Here is a 20697-nt window from a genome sequence, read left to right as displayed (position 1 = left end):
CAGCTCGTCTGTAGGTTCCGGTGTATAAGGTCGGCGACGTGCCAGAAGTCGATGAGTCCTTCCTTGCCCTGCCCCGACAAGAGCTCGCGGACGCCGCACTGCAGCGCGCCCGGGACCTGGGCGCCACCTTCGCCGAGTTCCGCCTCGAGCGCATCCGGTACGAATCGCTCGCACTCCGCGACAGCGTGCTCGAAAGCGCGACCGACACCGAAGACCTCGGCCTGGCCGTCCGCGTCGTCCATGACGGCACCTGGGGCTTCGCAGCCGGCATCGCCCTGACCACCGACGAAGCCGTTCAGGTCGCCGAACAAGCTGTCCACATGGCCCAAGTCGCCCGCCCGATCAACGCCGAACCGATCGAACTGGCCGACGAGCCGGCGTACGACAACGCCACCTGGGTCTCGTCGTACGACATCGACCCCTTCACCGTCCCGCGCGCCAACAAGGTCGCTCTGCTGACCGACTACAGCGACCGGCTGCTCAATGCCGACGGCGTCGCGCATGTCAGCGTGCACGTCGCCTTCGTCCACGAGTGCAAGTTCTACGCCAACTCCGAAGGCACGACCTACACCCAGCAGCGGATCCGCACCGGCACCGACTTCACCGCCTTCGCCGTGGACGCCGAGACCGGCCGCTTCGACTCGATGGCCAGCCTCGCCCCACCCGTCGGCCGCGGCTGGGAATACCTCACCGGCACCGGCTGGGACTGGGACGACGAACTCGCCCGCATCCCCGGCTACCTCGCCGAGAAGATGGCCGCGCCGAGCGTCGAAGCCGGTGTGTACGACGTCGTCATCGACCCCAGCAACCTGTGGCTCACCATCCACGAGTCGATCGGCCACGCCACCGAGCTGGACCGCGCGCTCGGCTACGAGGCCAACTACGCCGGCACGAGCTTCGCCACCACCGACAAGCTCGGCAACCTCAAATACGGCTCACCGGTCATGCACGTCACCGGCGACCGCACCGCCGAGCACGGCCTGTCCACCGTCGGCTACGACGACGAAGGTGTCGCCGGCCAGCAGTGGGACCTGGTCAAGGACGGCATCCTGGTCGGCTACCAGGTCGACCGCCGGATGGCGAAGGTCAACGAAGAGCTGCTCGGGACGCCGCGCTCCAACGGCTGCGCGTACGCCGACTCCTCCGGCCACATCCCCATCCAGCGGATGGCCAACGTCTCCCTGCAACCCGCTCCCGACGGGCCGTCGACCGAAGAGCTGATCAGCCGCGTCGAGAACGGCATCTACATCGTCGGCGACAAATCCTGGTCCATCGACATGCAGCGCTACAACTTCCAGTTCACCGGACAGCGCTTCTACAAGATCACCAACGGCAAACTCGACGGCCAGCTCCGCGACATCGCCTACCAAGCCACCACCACCGACTTCTGGGGCTCGATGGAAGCCGTCGGCGGCCCGCAGACCTACGTGCTGCACGGCGCGCTGAACTGCGGCAAGGCCCAGCCCGCGCAGTCCGGCGCGGTCAGCCACGGCTGCCCGTCCGCACTGTTCCGCGGCGTCAACATCCTCAACACCACGCAGGAGGCCGGCCGGTGACCGCCATTCAGCTCACCCCACAGGACACGGTCGAACGCGGCCTGGAGCTCGCTGCGACCGAAGGCGCCGACGGCTGCGTCATCATCGTCACCGAGACTTCCAGCGCCAACCTGCGCTGGGCCAACAACACCCTGACCACCAACGGCTCCATGCGCGGCTCACAGGTCACCGTCATCGCCACCGTCGGCGCAGGCGAGGGCACCGCGACCGGCGTCATCGGCCGGTCGCTCGTCACCGACGTCTCACTGCCAGAACTGATCGCAGCAGCTGTGTCGACCGCACGGGACGCCGCTCCGGCGGAGGACGCGCGGCCGCTGGTCGAGGGCGCGGTCAGCGACAGCTGGGCCGATGAGCCGGCCGAGACCTCGGTGACGGTCTACGAGAAGTTCGCGCCGGCGCTCGGTGAGTCCCTGCGGCGCGCAACCGCCGAAGGACGCTGGCTGTTCGGTTTCGCCGACCATGAGGTCGTCACCGTGTACGTCGGCTCCTCGGCCGGGCTGCGCATCCGCCAGGCCCTCCCCCGCGGTTTCGTCAGCGCCACCGGCAAGTCCGGCGACCGCGTCCAGTCCGCCTGGGCAGGCGCTGCCACTCGTGACTTCAGCGATATCGATCCGCTGGCTTTGGACGCCGAGCTGGTCCGCCGGCTCGGCTGGGCGCAGCGGACCGTAGCGGTCGAGCCGGGCCGGCATGCGACGGTTCTGCCCCCGGCTGCGGTTGCCGACCTGACGACGTACCTGTTCTGGGAGCTGGACGGCCGGTCCGCGTTCGAGGGTCGCAGCGCGTTCGCCAAGGCCTCCGGTGGCTCGCGGGTCGGTGAGGCGCTGACTCCGCACGCCGTCCAGTTGCGCTCCGACCCGGCGCTGCCTGGGCTGGAGACGTTCCCGTTCGTCGTCGCGCAGACGTCCGGCGACTCCGCGAGCGTTTTCGACAACGGGCTGACGCTGTCGGCGACGGACTGGATCCGCAGCGGCAAACTCGAGACGCTGATGACCAGCCGGCACACCGCCGAGCTGATCGGCGCCCCAGCCGCCGCTCCGGCGATCGACAACTACGCACTGTCGGTCGACGGCGCCACCGGTACGACCGATGACCTGGTCGCCGGTCTGGACGACGGTCTGCTGCTGACCTGCCTCTGGTACATCCGGATGGTCGACCCGCAGACCCTGCTGGTCACCGGACTGACCCGGGACGGCGTCTACCGCGTCCAGAACGGTGAGGTCGTCGGAGCGGTCAACAACTTCCGCTTCAACGAGAGCCCAGTAGACCTGCTCTCCCGCTTCAGCCAGGCCGGTGCGACGGTTCCGTCGTTCTCGCGCGAGTGGGGCGACGAGTTCTCCCGCACCGCCACGCCGCCGCTGCTGGTTCCCGACTTCAACATGTCGAGCGTCAGTCAAGCCAGCTGAACACGGCAACGCCCCGCGAACCACCAGGGTTCGCGGGGCGTTGTGCTGTGCTCAGACCGTCGGGTACCCAGGCTCAGCCGGGCCGGACGGACCGCCGAACCCCTGGCCGCGTTCAGCCGCCTTCGGGTCCGGGCCGTGCTCGTTGTCACCGACCTGCCCCTCCCTCACGTACCAGACGAGCAGGACGATCCAGCCAATGCAGACCACGAAGCTGAGCAGGACCCACCAGCCGCTGCGGCCCACATCGTGCAGCCGACGCACGCTGACCGCGATCGAGGGCACCAGCAGCGCGAGCTGGAACACAACAGCCAGGTAGCCGAAGCTGCCGTAGGTCGCACTCTTGTAGAACTCGAGACCGAGCAGCGAGTCCAGGATGCTCAGTACGAGCGCCCCGATGAAGAAGAACAGCTGGAAGAACCAGAACTCTTTCCGCCGCGCGCGACCGCTGAACTGCGCGTAACGCTTGGTGATGACGTCGATGAACCACTGCATGGCAGCTCTCCGATTCTCGAAGGTGAGGCGCGTCACAGCACCGTGTCCGGTCCCGGGTCAGGCGGCAACCGGGCGCGCCGTACTTCGAGCGAACTTCACCTTTTCGCGACCGCGACCCGCCACAGCCGGCGCGGCGGCTCGGCGTACGGCGTGATGTCCACCGGCTGCCAGCCGGTCGACAGCTCGTCGACCAGCCCTCGGTCGAAGAAGCGGCCGACGAAACCGTCGTGTTCGGACAGGCCGTCATCGACGGCCTCCCACGAGCCGGCACAAGAGTCATCCGCCGACCAGACGGCGTACACGAACAACCCACCTGGCCGCAGCACGCGCTGCACCTCGCCGACCAGTGTCCGCAGCTCGGCCGGGCTGAAGGCCATGTTCAGCAGCAGGTTCGCGAACACGGCGTTCACGGTCGCGTCAGCAGGCGGCAGTGGATCGCGGACGTCGTGCAACGCGGCGGTCACCCGGTCGTCGAGACCGGCCCGCTGCGCATGCTGCCGCAGTTGGTCCAGTGCGGTCTCGCTGAAGTCGGTGGCGTGCACGCTGAACCCCTGTGCAGCCAGGTAGAGCGCGTCCCGGCCGTGGCCCGCGCCGAGTTCCAGTACGTCATCGATGCCAGCGGCCCCGAACGCCTCAGCTGCCCACCGGGCAGCCTCAGAGGGCTCAGACCCGTGCAGCTGCGGATGGCGTGCGTACGCCGCCTCCCAGCGATCCTGCTGAGCCCGTGCGAGCTCGACATGTCCAGTATTCATACTGCTCCCCGTGGTCGTCCCACCGATCTGGACGATCGGCAGACCGCGCCAGCCTACGTCACCGGCTCAGAGCGTGGGTCAGACCGTGAGGGGGTTGGGGGCGTGCAGGTCCGGTTTGCAGGGCAGAGTGTCGGCGGTCAGCCAGCGGCGGGCGAGGCGGTCGCCGTCCGGGCCGGCAGCCTGTAGGAGCGGCAGAGCGAGGATCAGCCGATCGCGGACGACGTCGAGGAGTTCTGACTCATCCGCAATGCCATCCGCGGCCAGACAGCCCACAACGGCCAGCGCCTGGTTGTGCAGCAGGTTGCACGTGAGCAGGTCGTCAACATCCTGGTCGTCGGTGACGACAAGCGCCGAGTCGCGCAGGCCGGTCACAGCCAACAGACCACGCAGGTACGACGACGCCAGGTAGTAGCCCTGGTTGTCGCGGTACGCACCGCCCTTGATCCGGCCCAGCCCGTCCAGCCGGACGAGCGTGTTCTGGCCGTGCGCCTCCAGACCGATCCCCGTTTCGGCGTACAGATGCAGCATCGGGATCAGCACATGGTCGATGTACGCCGCCACCCAGCCACCCGGGTCGTCGACGGCGTACTCGCTGAGCCGGCTGATCCGATCCGGGCGCGGGGCAACCAGACCGGCGAGACAGGCGTAGCTGTTGACGTCGTTCGGGACCTCCCGAACAGCGACGTCCAGCCCGGTCAGTGTCGGGCCGCCCTCGTCGAGTGCGATCCAGGCCGGGTCGCGAACAAGGGTGAAGCGCGGGTGCGCGGTCGCCGTACCGGCGTTGTAGGCCGCGTCGAGGAGCCGGTAGATCTCCACACCGCGGCGCAGCTCGGTCGGCGTCGACTCGCGGCTCGTGTCGGTGACGCGGAGGCCGAGCGACAGTTTCAGCATGACCGGCAGGTCAGGGTGGTAGAGCGTGCGCAGACTCGACGTCGGGTACCACTGCGCGCCGTGCGGGCCCAGCTCGCGGACCCGGCCGTCCGCGATCAGTTTGGCCACGCGCGGGCGTTGCACCAGCGCGGCCGCCTGCCACGGGTGGGCCGGGATCAGCACCCGGCCCGACGACGGAGTGATACCGGCCAGCGCGCCCATCAGCTGCACAGCGTCCAGTCCCTGCAGCGAGGGCGCGCCGGCCACCTGGTCCGAGGACACCAATTCGGTGTCGGCCTCGAACCAGTGCACTGCGAAACGGCCGCCGAGCTCCGGCGAGTACCTCGCCAGCTCGGCGCCGCTCAGTCCGTCCCGGCTCTTGGGCGCCGGGTGATTCAACTGCCCGAACAGGAGCCCCTGCTCGATTTCCAGGAAGCGGCCCGGCCCGCGGTCGCACTCCCCCGCGGAGACGAAGCGCGCGACGTTCCGCACCGACTCCGCCGTCCGCGCCACCAGGTCGTCCACATCGGCCGGATCGGCGCCGGCCGACAGCACCCGAACCAGCTCCTCCGGCGCCGGCGGCACGCCGTCCACCAGGATGCCGGCGAACTGATGCCAACCGGTCCGCGAAGCGTGCTCGACCCGGGCAGTCACCGTCGACGCGCCGACCGCCAACCGCAGTACGCCGAACGCCACCGGCACGCCGGCCTCCCGCGTGTACCACCGCAGAATCGCGTTCAGATGCGCCGCAACAGCCGTCTCGGTCGACGAGGTCACGCCCACTCTCCCTGGTAAGGCAACGCTTACTTAGGGAACCCTAACTTCAAACGGCCGCCGTGACCAGCCGGACGCGCGTGGCCATCCTCACTCGCCGTACGGCGTCCTGGTCAGCACGAACGTCGCCAGGTCGAGGTGATCGATCGCGTCACCCCGGCGGACCACCCGCAGCCGCTCACCGGCGAAGTAACCGTCCCGGCCGCGATACATGTCCGGGCCGATCGGCGAGAAGCGCGACGACATCGACCCCGACAGCTGCAGAATGCCGGCCACGACCGAGAACGTCAGCGGGCTGTTCCCCCAGTACCAGTGGCCGAGCAGCTCGTGGCCCTGGGCAAGCTCCGGCTCCGGCACCCACTCCGGCGCGAGCACAGGTTCGTACCGGACCAGCGTCGTCAGCAGGTCGGTCGCGACCGAGGCGACCCGCCCGTGCGTCGCGTTGCCGAGCGTGATCGCACCGATCCGGCGCGCGCGATCGACGAACAGCCCGGCCAGGAAGCCGGGCATCGAACCGGTGTGCCCGACCAGCAGATGCGGATCGTCGGCGATCAGCCGCAACCCGAGCCCGTACGACGCGGTCAGCGCCTCACGCGGATCGGCCGCGGCCGGCGCCGCCATCTCTTCGATCGTCTCCCGGCTGAGCACCTCGGGCACCGGGTCGATCAGGAACCGGGCGAACCGGGACAGATCCTCGACGGTGCTCCACAACTGCCCGGCCGGCGCCATCGCGCCCGCGTCGTACGCCGGCTCCTCGACCAGCTGCCCGCTGAACGGATGCACCGAGAACCCCTGCGCCGCGGCGCCGAACGGGAAGTACGACGTCCGCCGCATCTCCAGCGGATCGAGGATGCGCCGCTGCACCAGCTCGAGCCAGGACGCGCCGCGCACCCGAGCCACGATCTCGGCCAGCAAGCCGTACCCCAGGTTGGAGTAGTGGTGCCGCCGATCGGCCGGGCCGGCCGCGTGCGACTCGTCCATCGCCGCGACCAGCTGGTCGAACGAGACCCCCGGATTGCGCTCCCACCACGGCCCCGCGGGCTCGGCGTTCATCCCGCCGGAGTGCGCGAGCAGATTCCGGATCGTCAGGTCGCCGAAAGCGATGCCGGGCAGATACTTGCCCACGGCATCGTTCAGCGCGAGTAACCCCTCGTCACGGCACTGCAGCACCAGGACCGCGGTCAGCGTCTTCGTGATCGACCCGATCCGGTACTGCACGTTCGGCCCCGGCTCCAGCCCGTGCGCCGTCGCGAACCGGCCGCGCGCGCCCGTCCAGACAAGCTGACCGTCCCGCACCACCCCGGCCGCCAGTGAAGGCACTCTGGTCTCGCTCTGCGCAGCAGCGATCCCGGCGAGCAGGGCGGCCGAGGTGTCAGGACGGAGATCGGTCATGGGACCGAACTCTAATTCGCGTCCGGCCTACTCGAAGGCCTCCGGCGACGGGCAGGAGCAGATCAGGTTGCGGTCGCCGTAGGCGCCGTCGATCCGGCGGACCGGCGGCCAGTACTTCGACGCCCGGTCGACCGACTGCGGGAAGGCCGCCTCCTCGCGGGTGTAGGCGTGCTCCCACTTGTCGTTGATCACCGAGGCCGCGGTGTGCGGGGCGTTCACCAGCGGGTTGTCGTCGGCCGGCCACTCGGCCGCGGCGACGCGGTCGATCTCGTGCCGGATGGCGATCATCGCGTCGCAGAACCGGTCCAGCTCGCCGAGGTCCTCGGATTCGGTCGGCTCGACCATCAGCGTGCCCGCGACCGGGAACGACATCGTCGGCGCGTGGAAGCCGTAGTCGACCAGCCGCTTGGCGACGTCGTCGACGGAGATGCCGGTCTCCTTCGTCATCGGGCGCAGGTCGAGGATGCACTCGTGCGCGACCAGGCCGTTCTCACCGGTGTAGAGCACCGGGAAGACGTTCTCGAGCCGCTTGGCGACGTAGTTCGCGGTCAGGACGGCGTTCTTCGTCGCGGCGGTCAGGCCCTCGCCGCCCATCATCCGGATGTAGGCCCAGGAGATCGCCAGGACGCCGGCCGAGCCGAACGGCGCCGCGCTGATCGGGCCGACGCCGGACTCCGGACCGGCCTGGCCGAGCAGCGGGTGGTTCGGCAGGTACGGCGCCAGGTGCGCGGCGACCGCGACCGGGCCGACGCCCGGGCCGCCACCGCCGTGCGGGATGCAGAACGTCTTGTGCAGGTTCAGGTGGCTGACGTCGCCGCCGAACTCACCCGGCTTGGCCAGGCCGAGCAGGGCGTTCAGGTTCGCGCCGTCGACGTACACCTGGCCGCCGTGGTCGTGGACGATCCGGCAGACCTCGGTCACGCTCTCCTCGTACACGCCGTGCGTGGACGGGTAGGTGATCATGATCGCGGCCAGCTTGTCCGCGTGCTCCGCGGCCTTGGCGCGCAGGTCGCCGAGATCGATCGTGCCGTCTTCGTTGCCCTTGACAACGACGACCTTCATCCCGGCCATCACGGCCGAGGCGGCGTTGGTGCCGTGCGCGCTGGAGGGGATCAGGCAGACGTTACGGGCCTCGTTGCCCTGGGCCCGGTGGTAGCCGCGGATCGCCAGCAGGCCGGCGAGCTCGCCCTGGGAGCCGGCGTTCGGCTGGATCGAGACCTTCGCGTAGCCGGTCACCTCGGCCAGCCAGCGCTCCAGCTGGCTGATCAGCTTCACGTAGCCGGCGGCGTCCTCGATCGGGGCCAGCGGGTGCATGTCGGCGAACTCCGGCCAGGTGACCGCCTCCATCTCCGTGGTCGCGTTCAGCTTCATCGTGCAGGAGCCGAGCGGGATCATGCCGCGGTCGAGCGCGTAGTCCTTGTCGGAGAGCTTGCGCAGGTAGCGCAGCATCGACGTCTCGGAGCGGTGCGTGTTGAAGACCGGGTGCGTCAGGTACTCCGACGTCCGCGCGACCGCGACCGCGGGGGCCGCGAGGGTGTCGTCGTACTGGACGCCGAACGACTGGCAGACCCGGGTCAGCGCGGCGACGTCGGTCTTCTCGTCACAGGAGATGCCGACGTGGTCGGCGTCCACCTCGCGCAGCCAGATGCCGTTCTGCCGGGCGGCGTCGACGACGTCGGCGGCCGCGCCGGGGACGCGGGCCAGGACCGTGTCGAAGAAGTCGCCGTGGACGACCTCGACCCCGCCGGCGCGCAGCGACGCGGCCAGCTTGCCCGCATAGTCGTGGACGCGGTTCGCGATCGCCTTCAAGCCGTCGGGGCCGTGGTAGACGGCGTACATCGACGCGACGACGGCGAGCAGGACCTGCGCCGTACAGATGTTGGACGTCGCCTTCTCGCGCCGGATGTGCTGCTCACGCGTCTGCAGCGCGAGCCGGTACGCCGGGGCGCCGTCGGAGTCGACCGAGACGCCGACCAGCCGCCCGGGCAGCGAACGCTCCAGCCCGGCGCGGACCGACATGAAACCGGCGTGCGGGCCGCCGTAGAACAGCGGGACGCCGAAGCGCTGCGACGAGCCGATGACGATATCGGCCCCGGCCTCCCCCGGCGCCTCGAGCAGCGTCAGCGCGAGCAGGTCGGAGGCGACGGCGACGAGCGTGTCCTGCGCGTGCGCGGCCTCGATCAGCGGCTTCAGGTCGCGGACGACGCCGCCCGAGCCCGGGTACTGGACGAGGAAGCCGAAGAAGTCGCCCTGCGGCAGCCCGTCGGTGGTGTCGGCGACGACGACCTCGATACCGAGCGCCTCGGCGCGGGTCCGGACGACCGCGATCGTCTGCGCGAACGTGTCGGCGTCGACCAGGAAGCGGTTCGACTTGCTCTTGCGGTTCGACCGGTGCGCGAGGGTCATCGCCTCGGCGGCCGCGGTGCCCTCGTCGAGCAGCGACGCGTTGGCGGTCGGCAGACCGGTCAGGTCGGAGACGACAGTCTGGAAGTTCAGCAACGCCTCGAGGCGGCCCTGGGAGATCTCCGGCTGGTAGGGCGTGTACGCCGTGTACCAGGCCGGGTTCTCGACCAGGCGGCGGACGATCACCGACGGGGTGAACGTGCCGTAGTAGCCCTGGCCGATCATCGAGGTGGCGACGTTGTTCCGGGCGGCGAGCTGGCGCAGCTCGGTCAGCGCGTCCACCTCGGAGGCCGGCTCCGGGAGCCGCAGCGGCTCCGAGATCCGGATAGAGTCCGGGACGGCGGCGTCCACGAGCGCGTCGACGTCGGCGTACCCGAGCAGCTGGACCATCCGGGCGACCTCGTCGGGGCGCGGCCCGATGTGCCGGTCGGCGAAGATGGCTGAGATTTCGGTCATCAAAGAGGCTCCGTTGCTAGTCGCTTCCGGTGGCCTCCCCCTCTGTCACGCGCGAACGCGCGCTTCAGAGTCGCCTGACGCACCCGGTCCATGGGCCTGAGAGGTTCCGGGGAGGAATTGCCCCTTCGGCGCCCGATTGCACGGGTCTCTCCCGAGTGCGGTGAACAGCTAGAGAGCAGCGTACCTCAGCCGGTCATCCGGGCCCGGCGGCGGGCAGCCAGCTCGTCGCTCGCGTGGGTGTCGGTCTCGTCCTCGCCGTGGCCGTCGGCGCGCTCGGTCGGCAGCTCGGACAGCGAGCCCTCGACCTCACGCCAGACGCCGCCGAGCGCGATACCGAAGACGCCCTGGCCGCCGGCCAGCAGGTCGATGACCTCGTCCGGCGAGGTGCACATGTACACCGAGGCGCCGTCGCTCATCAGCGTGATCTGGGTCAGGTCGTCGATCCCGCGCTTGCTCAGGTGGGCGATCGCCGTCCGGATCTGCTGCAGCGAGATCCCGGCGTCCAGCAGGCGCTTGATCACTTTCAGCAACAGGACGTCACGGAAACCGTAGAGCCGTTGCGTACCCGAGCCGGTCGCGGGGCGAACGGACGGGGAGACCAGGCCGGTGCGGGCCCAGTAGTCGAGCTGGCGGTAGGTGATCCCGGCCGCGGCGCAGGCCGTCGGACCGCGGAACCCGACATCCTCCGGCATCGGCCGCAGATCGTCGTCGAAGAGCAGACCCTGCACGCCGGCAGTGGCGGCCGCCGCGGCTCGTGCTTCGGACGTGGTCTGCGCCGTCAGATCCGTGTCGCCGGTGCGTGTCACGCCTGAGCCTCCCTGGATACCGACTGGAACGAGTTACCTCCGTGGAGTGACAGCACCCCACAACTCCTTCACGGTAAGCCGCCGACCAGAGAGGGTCAACGACAACCGCTCCGAGCCGCTAGCGTGTCGCGACTCCCACACGAATCGTTACCTTCCCGGTCTTGCCGGTACCCAACGCTGAAACCGGCTCAGCTTTTGTCGAAGTCCTCGGGGGTGACCTGGTCGAGGAACTCGCGGAAGCGCTCGACCTCCTCTTCCTCCTCGACCTCGTCGGCGCCGCCCTCGCTGTCCGGGACCGGGATCCCGGCCTCGGCGAGGATCTCCTCGGTGCAGAAGACCGGTGTGCCGGTGCGCAGCGCGAGGGCGATCGAGTCCGACGGGCGGGCGGAGATCTCGGTCTTGTCGTCGAAGACCAGGACCGCCTCGAAGACGCCGTCGGTCAGGTTCACGATCCGGACCTGGCTGAGAGTGTGCCCGAGCAGCCGGATGGTCTCGGCGAACAGGTCGTGGGTCAGCGGCCGGGGCGGCTCCATCCCCTGCTGGGCGAAGGCGATCGCACTCGCCTCGGCCGCGCCGATCCAGATCGGCAGGTACCGCTCGCCGCCGACCTCCCGGAGCAGCACGATCGGCTGACTCGAGGGCATCTCAACCCGGACTCCGACCACGTCGACTTCGCGCACTACTCCACCCTACTCCGGGTCGTTCAACGCGGCAGCCTGGACCGGACCAGTGCTGTATGCAACCGAACCGTGAGCGCTGCGAGCTGCTCGGTCTGCTCGGTCCGGCGCGGCCCGGTGACCTGCTCGATCAGGCCGACCTCGCGATCGGCCGCCGTCCGGAACGGGCGCAGGTGCCGCGGCTCGATCCCGTACGCCGCCAGCTCGGCCGCGGCCTGGGCGACGACGATCGCGTCCCCGCCGTAATGCTTGCCGTCGGCCACCACCAGGCCGTGGCTCTCCAGCTCGCCGAGCAGCTCGGCCGAGACGCCGGCCGCGGCCAGCAGCTCGGCGCGGGTCAGCCGCAGTTCGATGCCGGTGGCACCGAAGTCGTCGGCCCGCGGACCGGCGGACGGCGCGCTGGGCGCGACCGGCGGACCGGCCACCGCCGGTCGCAGGCCGCGGTCGATCGCGCCGAGATGCTCCTTGATCACCTTCAGCGGCAGGTACTGGTCGCGTTGCGCGGTCAGCACGTAGCGCAGCCGCTCGACGTCGTCCGCGCTGAACTTGCGGTAGCCCGACGCGGTGCGCGCCGGGCTCACCAGCCCTTCGGCCTCGAGGAACCGGAGCTTGGAGATCGTGACGCCGGAGAACTCGGCGCGCAGGATCCGCAGCACCTCGCCGATCGAGAGCTCAGGCTTGGCCACTGGCGTAGTAGACCAGCCGGTACTTGCCGATCTGGACCTCGTCGCCGTTGTTCAGCTGGACCTCGTCGATCCGGTCCCGGTTCACGTAGGTGCCGTTCAGGCTGCCGACGTCGCGGACCTTGACGCCGTAGCCGTCGCGGCGGAACTCGGCGTGCCGGCGGGAGACCGTCACGTCGTCGAGGAAGATGTCGCTGTCCGGGTGCCGGCCGGCGGTGACCACGTCGACGTCCAGCAGGAAGCGGCTGCCCGCGTTCGGGCCGCGCTGGACGATCAGCAGGGCGGACCCGGCCGGCAGCGCGCCGACGGCGGCCTGGTCGTCGGCCGACAGCGGCTCGCCCTGATCGAAGCGCTCGGTCTCGGGCTCGACCGAGATCGGCGTCAGCATCGCGGTGTCGGTGACACCGGGAGCCGGCGTCGCGGCGGCGGGTCGGTCCGCGCCAGGGAGCATCGCTCCGCACTGCGAGCAGAACCGGCTGCCCTCGGAGTTCTCGTGCCCGCACTGGTTGCAGAACGGCATGCTGTGATCCTCCCGATCGCCGTTAGGCGACGTTGATTGCGTAGACCCCGTGATAACAGTGTGGACCCGGGCCCCAACCCTCGATCAGCGGTTGAGGCCCGGTAAACCTATCAGCCGGTGCTCAGCTCGGGTCGAGCTGGCCCTGGTAGGTCTCGGCGTCCATCAGGGCCTCGACCTCGGCGGCGTCCTCGACCTGGATGTCGAGCAGCCAGCCCTCGCCGTACGGGTCGGTGTTGACCAGGTCGGGCTGGTCGGCCAAGGCCTCGTTCACCGCCGTCACGGTGCCGTTCACGGGGGCGAACAGATCGCTGACGCTCTTGGTCGACTCGAGCTCGCCGCAGGCGTCGCCGGCCCGCACCGCGCTGCCCACCTCGGGCAGCTGCACGTACACGATGTCGCCGAGCGCGTCCTGCGCGAAGTCGGTGATACCGATCCGCACGGGGGCCTCGCCGTCGGCCTTCACCCACTCGTGCTCGGCCGTGTACTTCAGGTCTTCGGGGTACACCTTCGTCCTCTTTCTGGAAAGTCTCGCGCGAAGTTACTTGGTCGGGCTGGGCGCCGGGCGAGCGTAGCGATGCTCTTCCAGCGGGTGCAAGGCGGTGATCGAGACACTGGTCTGCTCGGTCACCTCGGCGGTCCCCCCGACCTGCGGACCGGTCACCTCGCTGACCAGGCCGCCGGGGAAGTTGGCCGCCTCGGCCAGGTTGTGCGACTCGCCGATCGCCTCGATGACGTACGGCGAGTTGAGCTTCTGGCCGTCGACGCGGATCCCGGGGGTGTCGTCGATGAAATCGGTGCTGGCCACCACCCGGGCCGAGCCGTTGATCTGGATGGCCTCCGCGCCGGCGTCGCGCAGCTCCTCGATGGCGTCCAGCAGGTTGCCCGACGTCATCTTGCCCTCGGGGTCGTTCAGCGTGATCCGGACGCCGGGGCCGACGGCCGGCAGCGTGCCGGCCAGGATGCCGAGCGTGCGCACCTGGGCCTCGGCCTGGGCGCGCGCCGTCTCGGCCTTGTCCGCACTCGAGGACAGCGAGTTCTTCCGCTCCTCCAGCTCGGTGATCTCGCTCTCCAGCCGGCGGGTGTTCTGCCCGAGCCCGTCCAGGATCGCGATCAGGTCCTCACGGCGGGCGTTCTGGTAGCCGTCGTCGGCCCGGTTCACCCGCACCTGCACCACCGCCACACACGCGACCAGCGCCAGCACCACCGCAACGATCGCCTGCCCGCGCGACGGCTTGAACCCCGCCTTGAGCCGGTTCAGCGCCAGGTTCGGCGTCCGCGCCTTCTTCACCGCCGGCATCGGCGTCGGCGCCACCGGATGCGGCTGCTCCGCAGCCTCATCGGGCTTGGCCGCGGCCGGCGCCTCGTACCGCGGCGGCTTCGCATGCTCCGCTTTCGGCCGGGCCGGCGCCACCGGCTCCACCGCGGGAGTCGGCTGCTCCGGTTCTGCTGCCTTCTCCGGGGGGCCGGGTTCGGCGGACCACCAGTTGGCTGCGACGGTGGGATCGTCGTCGGGGGGTTCGGGTTTGTCGGTCATGTCAGGCCCTGAAGACGTGCCGGCGGATGGCGGCCATGTTGGTGAAGATACGGATACCGAGGACCACGACGACGCCGGTGGACAGCTGGGAGCCGACGCCGAGCTGGTCGCCCAGGTAGACGATGAGCGCGGCGATCAGCACGTTCGAGACGAACGAGACGACGAAGACCTTGTCGTCGAAGATCCCGTCCAGGAACGCGCGGAGGGCGCCGAAGACGGCGTCCAGCGCGGCGACCACCGCGATCGGCAGGTACGGCTGCGCCCACTCGGGGACGTCGGGGGCGACCAGCAGGCCGATCACCACACCGATGACGAGTCCGAGGACGGCGATCATCTCTTACCCACCTTCGCGTATCGCAGCGCGATGGTGGCATCGGCCGGCACCAGCAAGGAGTCCTCCGTCGTGGTCGTCATCCGGACATCGAAGTTGCTGACCAGGTACTGCACCCACTGGCCGCCCGAGCTCTGCGCGAACCGGGCCGGCAGGGTCGCGGAGTCCCCGATCGCGAGCACCGTGTACGGCGGCGTCAGCGAGCTGTAGCCGACCGTGATCGCACTGCCCGCGCCGCGGATCGCGGTCATCGACGTGAGCCGGTGCCCGTTCACCGAGATCGCCTCGGCGCCCGCCGTCCAGAGCCCGTTGACGAGCTGCTGGATGTCGACGTCGAGCAGCCGGCCCTCTTTGCCGGCGTCCTTGGCGTCGTCGACGACCACCTTGACCCCCGGCCCGGTGACGGCGATCGCGCCCGTCCGCAGCTCCAGGTCGTCGAGTTTCTGCTGCAGCGCGGCGCCCTGGCTGGTGTTGGCCAGCCCGCCGGCCTGCAGCCGGCGGACCTCGTCGGCCAGCTGGGTCTGCCGGGTGCGCATCCCGTCGAGGCGGTTGTCGGCCTGGTTGATCCGGGTGATCAGCTCCCGGCGCTGCTTCTCGGCCTCGGGCGCGCCGGCGAAGTTCTGCGAGGCGGCGACCGCGAGCAGGAAGCCGAGCACGATCGCCGCGGCGCCGAGCAGCACCCGGTGCCGCGGCCGGACGCGCTTGCCGTCCTGGCTCGGGCGGGTCCGCGCGGCGGCGGCGTACCCCTCGTCGATCGGGTGTGCCATCAGGTTGTTCAGCAGCGACATCGAGGCGTCGACGCGCCGGGGCTGCTGCTTCGGCGGTGCGGGTGGTGGCGATGCGCTCACGGGCTACCCGGGATCCTTGAGCGGTTTCACGGTCTGGATCAGGTGCCGCAGCTGGGCGAAGTACAGCGCGCCGGCCCAGTAGTACAGCGCGGTGCCCCAGATCGCGAACGCCCAGCCGAACACGCGGGCCAGCAGGTTCAGCGTGCTGTCGCCGTCGCCGAGCAGGAGCAGCGGGAACGCATAGAGCAGGCAGAAGGTCGCGGACTTGCCGAGGAAGTGCACCGGCAGCGCGTTGAAACCGCGGCGATGCAACGCCGGCAGCGTGAACGTGAGCAACAGGTCACGCAGCGGCAGCGCGATCGCCAGCCACCACGGGATGATGTCGCGCAGCGCCAGCCCGAGCACGGTCGCGAAGATGTACAGCCGGTCGGCGACCGGGTCGAGCATCTGGCCCAGCCGGGTCGTCTGGTTCATCCGGCGGGCGATCTGCCCGTCGGCCCAGTCCGTGAACCCGGAGATCGCCAGCACCAGCAACGCCCAGCCGTCTTCCTGCGGCCCGAGAACCAGCCACAGGAACAGCGGCACACCCAGCAACCGGAGGAAGCTGAGCGCGTTCGGGATCGTGACCACCCGGTCGGACACTTCCAAGTCCGGCACGCGCCCCCTCCTCTCTCACCCTGACACCGGTGGTAACTGTACTTGGGCCTTCGGTCCGGGCCATGCCCGGCCACGCTAGGGGCATGCCCCGACTTTCCTCTCCTCACCTGAACGCTTCTCAGTCTGAGCCGCTACGCATGCTATGAACCGGTGACCCGATCGATATCCAAGGGTGATGCTGGTTTTCGGAGGTGCGGTGTGAAGTTCCTGGTCCTGATCTACGGCAATCCGGAGTCGCGGGCGGTGTGGGACGCGCTGTCGGACGAGCAGAAACAGGAGGGCATGGCCGGGTATGCCCGGTTGCACGAGGCGCTGGCCGAGCGGAGCGAGCTGCTCGCGTCGGAGTCGCTGGACGACCCGGGCGCGACCAAGCAGGTCCTGGTACGGGACGGACGGCCGCTGACGACGGATGGGCCGTTCGCGGAGGTGAAGGAGCAGCTGGCTGGGTTCTACCTGCTCGACTGTGAGTCGATGGAGCGCGCGGTGGAGATCGTCGCGCTGATTCCGGAGGCACCGTACAGCGTGGTCGAGGTGCGGCCGGTGCGCGACTTGTCGGCGTACATGTGAGTGCGCTGGAGGAGGTGCTGCGGGCGGAGGCGCCTCGGGTGTTGAGTGCGCTGACACGCCGGTACGGCGATTTCGACGCGTGTGAGGACGCCGTACAGGAGGCGTTGCTCGCTGCGGCACAGCAGTGGCCGAAGGACGGCGTACCGGACAACCCGCGGAGCTGGCTGATCACGGTCGCGTCGCGGCGGCGGATCGAAGTACTGCGGAGTGCGGCGGCCCGGCAGCGTCGGGAGGAGGCTGTGGCGCTGGAGCCGGTGCCTGAGGTCGCTGCGGTCGACGACTCGTTGACACTGCTGATGCTGTGTTGTCACCCGGCGCTGACCGCGCAGTCGCAGGTAGCGCTCACGCTGCGGGCAGTGGGTGGGCTGACGACCGGTGAGATCGCGCGGGCCTTTCTGGTGCCAGAGGCAACGATCGGGCAGCGGATCAGCCGGGCGAAGGCGAAGCTGCCCGGTGCGTCATTCAGCTTGCCGCCTGCCGACGAGCTACCGGCGCGGCTGGCGGCTGTGCTGCATGTGCTCTATCTGATCTTCAACGAGGGCTACACCGCTTCGTCGGGTGATGCGTTGCACCGGGTCGAGCTGAGCGCGGAGGCGATCCGGCTGACCCGCCAGCTGCACAGCCAGCTCCCTGCGGAAGGGGAGGTCGCGGGGCTGCTCGCGCTGATGCTGCTGACCGATGCCCGGCGTCCGGCCCGGGCTACTGCCGAAGGGCACCTGGTGCCGCTGCCCGAACAGGACCGCTCCTTGTGGGACGCCGCAGCGATTGCCGAGGGCACCGAACTGGTCACCGCGACACTGCGCGCCGCGCCTGTCGGGCAGTACCAGCTACAGGCCGCGATCGCCGCCGTCCACGCGGCCGCTCGCCAGGCCGAGGACACCGACTGGCGCGAGATCCTGATGCTCTACGAGTTGCTCGAGGCCACCGCCCCCGGCCCGATGGTCACCCTGAACCGGATCGTCGCGGTCGCGATGGTGCACGGGGCAACCCGGGCCTTGGCCCAACTGGACGCCCTGCCCTTCGAGCACTACCGCGTCAACGCCGTCCGCGGGCATCTCCTCGAACTCGCCGGCGACGCGCCCGCGGCCCGGGAGGCGTATGCGATGGCGGCCCGGCAGACGGCGAGCGCTCCGGAGCAGCACTACCTCCAGTCACGCGCCGACGCTTTGTAGGGTCGCGGCGGTCTCCGCCCAGAGCGCGCGCTGCTTCTCCTCGGAGCGGCCGGGCTCGGGGCAGGTCAGCGGCCGGCCGTCGCGGGCGAAGTACCCACCGGTGACGCCGTCGTACGCCGGATCGATCGCCAGCGCGGTGATGATCGCGGCGCCGCGGCGCGGGTCGCCGATCCGGGCCGCGGTGAGGATGCGCTGGAGAGCGCCGGCAAAGGGCAGCTCACGGCCGAGGCCGGTGGTGTTGAAGCCGGGGTCGCAGCAGTTCACGCCGACTCCGGGGAGGCGGCGGGCCAACTCCTGGCTGAACATGATGTCCAGCAGCTTGGTCCACCCGTACCAGGCGCTGGAGCCGCGGCGCGTGTAGTCGTCGGTACGCCGGAGGTCGGACACCGGGTCGAGCGCGCCGGAGTGCCGCGAGGCCTGCGACGCGACCGTCACCACGCGCGTCGTCGGGCTCAGCAAACTGGTCAGCAGCCACGGCGCCAGGTAGTTGACCGCGACCATCTCACTGAAGCCCTCCCCGGTGATCCGCTGCGAGAACGCGTGGACGCCCGCGTTGTTGATCAGCACATCCACCGCCCGCCCTTCGGCGATCGTCTCGCCGGCCCGCCGCACCTCCCCCAGATTCGACAGCTCAGCCGCGCAGAACCCGACCGGACCATCAAGCTCCCGCCGCAGCTCCGCCACCTTCGCCCGGCTACGACCCACAACCGTCAGCTCCGCGCCCCGCCGCGCCAACTCCCCCGCAACCAACCGCCCCAACCCTTGCGTAGCCCCGGTGATCACCACGTGCACGACCTTCTCCTTTCCCTGAGGTACCTCACTAAATTACCATTTGCTGAGGCACCTCACGATTGGATCGGTTCATGGTCGACGCGACCCAGGTCGGATTGCAGTACCTCCAGCTGGCTCACCACATCCGCCGTACGGTCGACGACCAGCTCGCCGCCGACGGCGTTTCCCTGTCCCGCCTCAAACTCCTCCAGGCCATCGACCGCCTCGAACCCGTCAACCAGGCCCGCCTCGCCGAAGAGCTCGCCCAGGCCCCGCGCTCCATCACCCAGGCCCTCGAATCCCTCCAGCGCGACCACCTCATCCGCCGCCACCCCAGCCCCACCGACGCCCGCTCCAACCTCGTCACCCTCACCCCCGCGGGCCGCACCACTCTCACCACTGCCCTCGCCACCGGCAACACCGCTCTCCACAACCTCTTCACCCACCTCTCCCACCCCCAACTGACAGCCCTCCGCTCCGCCCTGACCACTCTCGAATCCGCCCTCCTTCAGTCGTAGGTGGCTTGGAGGTGCCAGGTGGTTCGGTGGAGGGTGAAGAGCCAGGCTCGGGTGTCGGGGGTGGTGAACTGGAAGCGGGCCTGGCGGGTGGCGGTTTCGGCGTCCCACCAGCGTTCGTCGCAGGGCCAGGGGCCGGCCCAGGCGGTGATCGGGTGGAGTTTGTTGCTGTCGGCAACTCGGGGGCCGGGGGCGAGGCGGAAGGCGGCGGGGGCGGCGGAGAGGTCGCCGCGGGCGGTGACCTCGACCTTGGCGCCGGCGGCGTCGTAGACCTCGGCGGGGAGCGGGTCGGGGAAGATCGTGGTGGGGGCGGGCGTGGGCCAGCGGGTGGAGCCGGCCAGCGCGCCGGGCCAGGGCTCGTCGGGTGCGCGGGCCGGCACCGGGCGGTCGCCCCACGGGACCAGCGTCTGCCGCTCGCCGAACCCGCGCCCGCCGCCGATCACCACCGACACGACCGCGCCGTGCCCAAGCATGCTCTGCACCCGCGACAACGCCCGGTGGACCCGCTCGTCGGGGCCGCCGCCCCACAACCCGTCCGCCTGCGCGCCGATCGGGTCGACCTGGGCGGGGACGAGCCGGACCCGGGTGACCGGCGAGGTGAGCCCGCTGGTCGCCGTACCGCTGCCCTGTAGCTGCCAACGCACCCGATCGACCACATCCGCCGCGGTGAACCAGCGCGGATGCAGCCACTCCCGCTCGTGGATCCGCCCGGACTCCGTCCCGATCTCGACCCGCAACGTCGTACAGACCCCGCCGAGCTCGGTCAGCCGATCGACCAGCTCATCGGCCATCGACCGGACGGCGAACGCCACCTGGTCGACCCGGTCCACGGGCGGCTCGAAGTCGAGCACCCGGGCGAGCTCCGGCGGCACCTCCCGCGCCACGACCGGCCGGTCGTCCACCCCGCGGGCGAGCCGGTGCGCGAACGCGCCCTCCGGCCCGAAGCGCGTCAGCACGTCGGCGGCGGGCAACTGCGCGAACGCGCCCAACGACCGCAGCCCGAGCCGCCGCAACAGGCCGGTCAGCGTGGGCTGTTCGAGGACGTCGACGCTCAGCGGCGCCAGGAACCCCGGCGACTCCCCCGGCGGCACCACCAGCACCCGCGTCTGCTCCGAACTCCCCCGCGCCGCCTGCTCGGCCGCGAACGGCCCATCCGCGATCCCGACCCGCCCGCCCGGTACGTCGTACGTCTCCAACCGGTCCAACAGCTTCGCCGCGGCCGCCGCCTCACCCCCGTAGAACCGCGCCGGCCCGCGCGCCTGCACCGCGCACATCCCCGGCCGGATCACCTGCACCCCCGGCGTCAACGCCTCCAGACACTCCACCACCGGCTCGAACGCCCGCGCATCCGCCTGCTGGTCGTACTTCAGCACCACCAGCTCCGGACACCGCGCCTGCGCCTCCCGAGCCCGCTGCCCCCGCCGCACCCCCTCCCGCCGAGCCGCCGCCGAAGTAGCCAGCACCCGCCCCTTCTCCAACACCACCACAGCCCCCACACCCCCCGCCGCCACCACCGGCCAATCCGGCACCCAAACCACCATCACCCGCACCAACCCACGCATCACCCCACACACCTCG

The 20697-nt window shown here is 70.2% G+C and carries 21 protein-coding genes and 1 riboswitch; of the genes, 5 read left to right on the top strand and 16 right to left on the bottom strand.

What is annotated here, in order from left to right:
- Positions 1-38 precede the first annotated feature (38 nt).
- Together HPO96_RS35870 and HPO96_RS35865 are read left to right on the top strand one after the other, a co-directional pair.
- Positions 39-1556 carry a metallopeptidase TldD-related protein gene (locus tag HPO96_RS35870; protein ID WP_171678926.1) on the top strand — a complete coding sequence of 506 codons (1518 nt, stop codon included), beginning with the start codon at positions 39-41 and terminating at the stop codon, positions 1554-1556.
- A complete protein-coding gene (locus HPO96_RS35865; protein ID WP_171678925.1) occupies positions 1553-2959 on the top strand; it encodes a metallopeptidase TldD-related protein in 1407 nt (468 codons plus the stop codon). The genes HPO96_RS35870 and HPO96_RS35865 overlap by 4 nt, the downstream gene beginning before the upstream one ends.
- A gap of 51 nt (positions 2960-3010) precedes the next feature.
- On the opposite strand, the gene HPO96_RS35860 is transcribed toward HPO96_RS35865, so the two are convergent.
- The 14 genes from HPO96_RS35860 to clsA form a co-directional block, all read right to left on the bottom strand.
- A complete protein-coding gene (locus HPO96_RS35860; RefSeq protein ID WP_171678924.1) occupies positions 3011-3451 on the bottom strand; it encodes a DUF805 domain-containing protein in 441 nt (146 codons plus the stop codon).
- Between the two features lie 95 nt (positions 3452-3546).
- A complete protein-coding gene (locus tag HPO96_RS35855; protein ID WP_171678923.1) occupies positions 3547-4203 on the bottom strand; it encodes a class I SAM-dependent methyltransferase in 657 nt (218 codons plus the stop codon).
- Between the two features lie 78 nt (positions 4204-4281).
- Positions 4282-5850, bottom strand: a complete 1569-nt coding sequence (locus tag HPO96_RS35850; protein WP_171678922.1) for an IucA/IucC family protein — start codon at positions 5848-5850, stop codon at positions 4282-4284.
- Between the two features lie 87 nt (positions 5851-5937).
- On the bottom strand, positions 5938-7239 hold the full coding sequence (locus HPO96_RS35845; RefSeq protein WP_171678921.1) for a serine hydrolase domain-containing protein: 1302 nt from the start codon (positions 7237-7239) through the stop codon (positions 5938-5940).
- Positions 7240-7266: 27 nt separating this feature from the next.
- Complete coding sequence (gene gcvP / locus HPO96_RS35840; protein WP_171678920.1) at positions 7267-10098, bottom strand: aminomethyl-transferring glycine dehydrogenase; 2832 nt, start codon at positions 10096-10098, stop codon at positions 7267-7269.
- 74 nt (positions 10099-10172) lie between these two features.
- Positions 10173-10262: riboswitch (glycine riboswitch) on the bottom strand.
- A gap of 21 nt (positions 10263-10283) precedes the next feature.
- Positions 10284-10790 carry a MerR family transcriptional regulator gene (locus tag HPO96_RS35835; protein WP_238355895.1) on the bottom strand — a complete coding sequence of 169 codons (507 nt, stop codon included), beginning with the start codon at positions 10788-10790 and terminating at the stop codon, positions 10284-10286.
- A gap of 302 nt (positions 10791-11092) precedes the next feature.
- Positions 11093-11584 carry a bifunctional nuclease domain-containing protein gene (locus HPO96_RS35830; protein ID WP_171678919.1) on the bottom strand — a complete coding sequence of 164 codons (492 nt, stop codon included), beginning with the start codon at positions 11582-11584 and terminating at the stop codon, positions 11093-11095.
- A 23-nt stretch (positions 11585-11607) separates the two neighbouring features.
- Entirely contained in the window at positions 11608-12267 is a 660-nt protein-coding gene (gene ftsR / locus HPO96_RS35825; RefSeq protein ID WP_171678918.1) for a transcriptional regulator FtsR, read from the bottom strand.
- A complete protein-coding gene (locus HPO96_RS35820) occupies positions 12254-12784 on the bottom strand; it encodes an FHA domain-containing protein (RefSeq protein ID WP_171678917.1) in 531 nt (176 codons plus the stop codon). The genes ftsR and HPO96_RS35820 overlap by 14 nt, the downstream gene beginning before the upstream one ends.
- Positions 12785-12905: 121 nt before the next feature.
- Complete coding sequence (gcvH, locus tag HPO96_RS35815; RefSeq protein WP_171678916.1) at positions 12906-13289, bottom strand: glycine cleavage system protein GcvH; 384 nt, start codon at positions 13287-13289, stop codon at positions 12906-12908.
- Positions 13290-13322: 33 nt separating this feature from the next.
- Positions 13323-14318, bottom strand: a complete 996-nt coding sequence (locus HPO96_RS35810; protein ID WP_171678915.1) for a DUF881 domain-containing protein — start codon at positions 14316-14318, stop codon at positions 13323-13325.
- 1 nt (position 14319) lies between these two features.
- A complete protein-coding gene (locus HPO96_RS35805) occupies positions 14320-14652 on the bottom strand; it encodes a small basic family protein (protein ID WP_171678914.1) in 333 nt (110 codons plus the stop codon).
- The gene (locus HPO96_RS35800; RefSeq protein WP_337796944.1) at positions 14649-15497 is read right to left on the bottom strand and encodes a DUF881 domain-containing protein; all 849 of its coding nucleotides are present in this window, start codon (positions 15495-15497) and stop codon (positions 14649-14651) included. The genes HPO96_RS35805 and HPO96_RS35800 overlap by 4 nt, the downstream gene beginning before the upstream one ends.
- Before the next feature lie 3 nt (positions 15498-15500).
- Positions 15501-16094: a cardiolipin synthase ClsA gene (gene clsA, locus HPO96_RS35795; protein WP_171678913.1), complete on the bottom strand. Its 594-nt coding sequence runs from the start codon at positions 16092-16094 to the stop codon at positions 15501-15503.
- Positions 16095-16292: 198 nt separating this feature from the next.
- On the opposite strand from clsA, the gene HPO96_RS35790 reads away from it, so the two are divergent.
- Both HPO96_RS35790 and HPO96_RS35785 read left to right on the top strand, forming a co-directional pair.
- Positions 16293-16661 carry a YciI family protein gene (locus tag HPO96_RS35790; protein WP_171678912.1) on the top strand — a complete coding sequence of 123 codons (369 nt, stop codon included), beginning with the start codon at positions 16293-16295 and terminating at the stop codon, positions 16659-16661.
- Positions 16658-17833, top strand: a complete 1176-nt coding sequence (locus HPO96_RS35785; protein WP_171678911.1) for a sigma-70 family RNA polymerase sigma factor — start codon at positions 16658-16660, stop codon at positions 17831-17833. The genes HPO96_RS35790 and HPO96_RS35785 overlap by 4 nt, the downstream gene beginning before the upstream one ends.
- On the opposite strand, the gene HPO96_RS35780 is transcribed toward HPO96_RS35785, so the two are convergent.
- Positions 17813-18625 carry an SDR family NAD(P)-dependent oxidoreductase gene (locus HPO96_RS35780; protein WP_202886828.1) on the bottom strand — a complete coding sequence of 271 codons (813 nt, stop codon included), beginning with the start codon at positions 18623-18625 and terminating at the stop codon, positions 17813-17815. The two genes, HPO96_RS35785 and HPO96_RS35780, sit on opposite strands and share 21 nt — an antisense overlap.
- Before the next feature lie 71 nt (positions 18626-18696).
- On the opposite strand from HPO96_RS35780, the gene HPO96_RS35775 reads away from it, so the two are divergent.
- A complete protein-coding gene (locus tag HPO96_RS35775; protein WP_171678910.1) occupies positions 18697-19122 on the top strand; it encodes a MarR family winged helix-turn-helix transcriptional regulator in 426 nt (141 codons plus the stop codon).
- Here the strand turns inward: HPO96_RS35775 and HPO96_RS35770 are convergent.
- Positions 19113-20681, bottom strand: a complete 1569-nt coding sequence (locus HPO96_RS35770) for a DNA polymerase Y family protein (protein WP_171678909.1) — start codon at positions 20679-20681, stop codon at positions 19113-19115. The two genes, HPO96_RS35775 and HPO96_RS35770, sit on opposite strands and share 10 nt — an antisense overlap.
- Positions 20682-20697 lie beyond the last annotated feature (16 nt).

Source organism: Kribbella sandramycini (genome assembly GCF_013131805.1).
GTDB classification, from domain to species: domain Bacteria; phylum Actinomycetota; class Actinomycetes; order Propionibacteriales; family Kribbellaceae; genus Kribbella; species Kribbella sandramycini.
The sequence above is the reverse complement of the archived record's forward strand: the minus strand, read 5'-3'. Positions and strand labels throughout refer to the sequence as shown.

Bases quoted from the DNA above. Each gene is read 5' to 3' on its own strand.
- HPO96_RS35835 (WP_238355895.1), bottom strand. From the start codon at position 10,790: ATGCCGGAGGATGTCGGGTTCCGCGGTCCGACGGCCTGCGCCGCGGCC.
- gcvP (WP_171678920.1), bottom strand. From the start codon at position 10,098: ATGACCGAAATCTCAGCCATCTTCGCCGACCGGCACATCGGGCCGCGC.
- HPO96_RS35860 (WP_171678924.1), bottom strand. From the start codon at position 3,451: ATGCAGTGGTTCATCGACGTCATCACCAAGCGTTACGCGCAGTTCAGC.
- HPO96_RS35770 (WP_171678909.1), bottom strand. From the start codon at position 20,681: ATGCGTGGGTTGGTGCGGGTGATGGTGGTTTGGGTGCCGGATTGGCCG.
- HPO96_RS35820 (WP_171678917.1), bottom strand. From the start codon at position 12,784: ATGCCGTTCTGCAACCAGTGCGGGCACGAGAACTCCGAGGGCAGCCGG.
- HPO96_RS35805 (WP_171678914.1), bottom strand. From the start codon at position 14,652: ATGATCGCCGTCCTCGGACTCGTCATCGGTGTGGTGATCGGCCTGCTG.
- HPO96_RS35845 (WP_171678921.1), bottom strand. From the start codon at position 7,239: ATGACCGATCTCCGTCCTGACACCTCGGCCGCCCTGCTCGCCGGGATC.
- HPO96_RS35810 (WP_171678915.1), bottom strand. From the start codon at position 14,318: ATGACCGACAAACCCGAACCCCCCGACGACGATCCCACCGTCGCAGCC.
- HPO96_RS35855 (WP_171678923.1), bottom strand. From the start codon at position 4,203: ATGAATACTGGACATGTCGAGCTCGCACGGGCTCAGCAGGATCGCTGG.
- HPO96_RS35775 (WP_171678910.1), top strand. From the start codon at position 18,697: ATGGTCGACGCGACCCAGGTCGGATTGCAGTACCTCCAGCTGGCTCAC.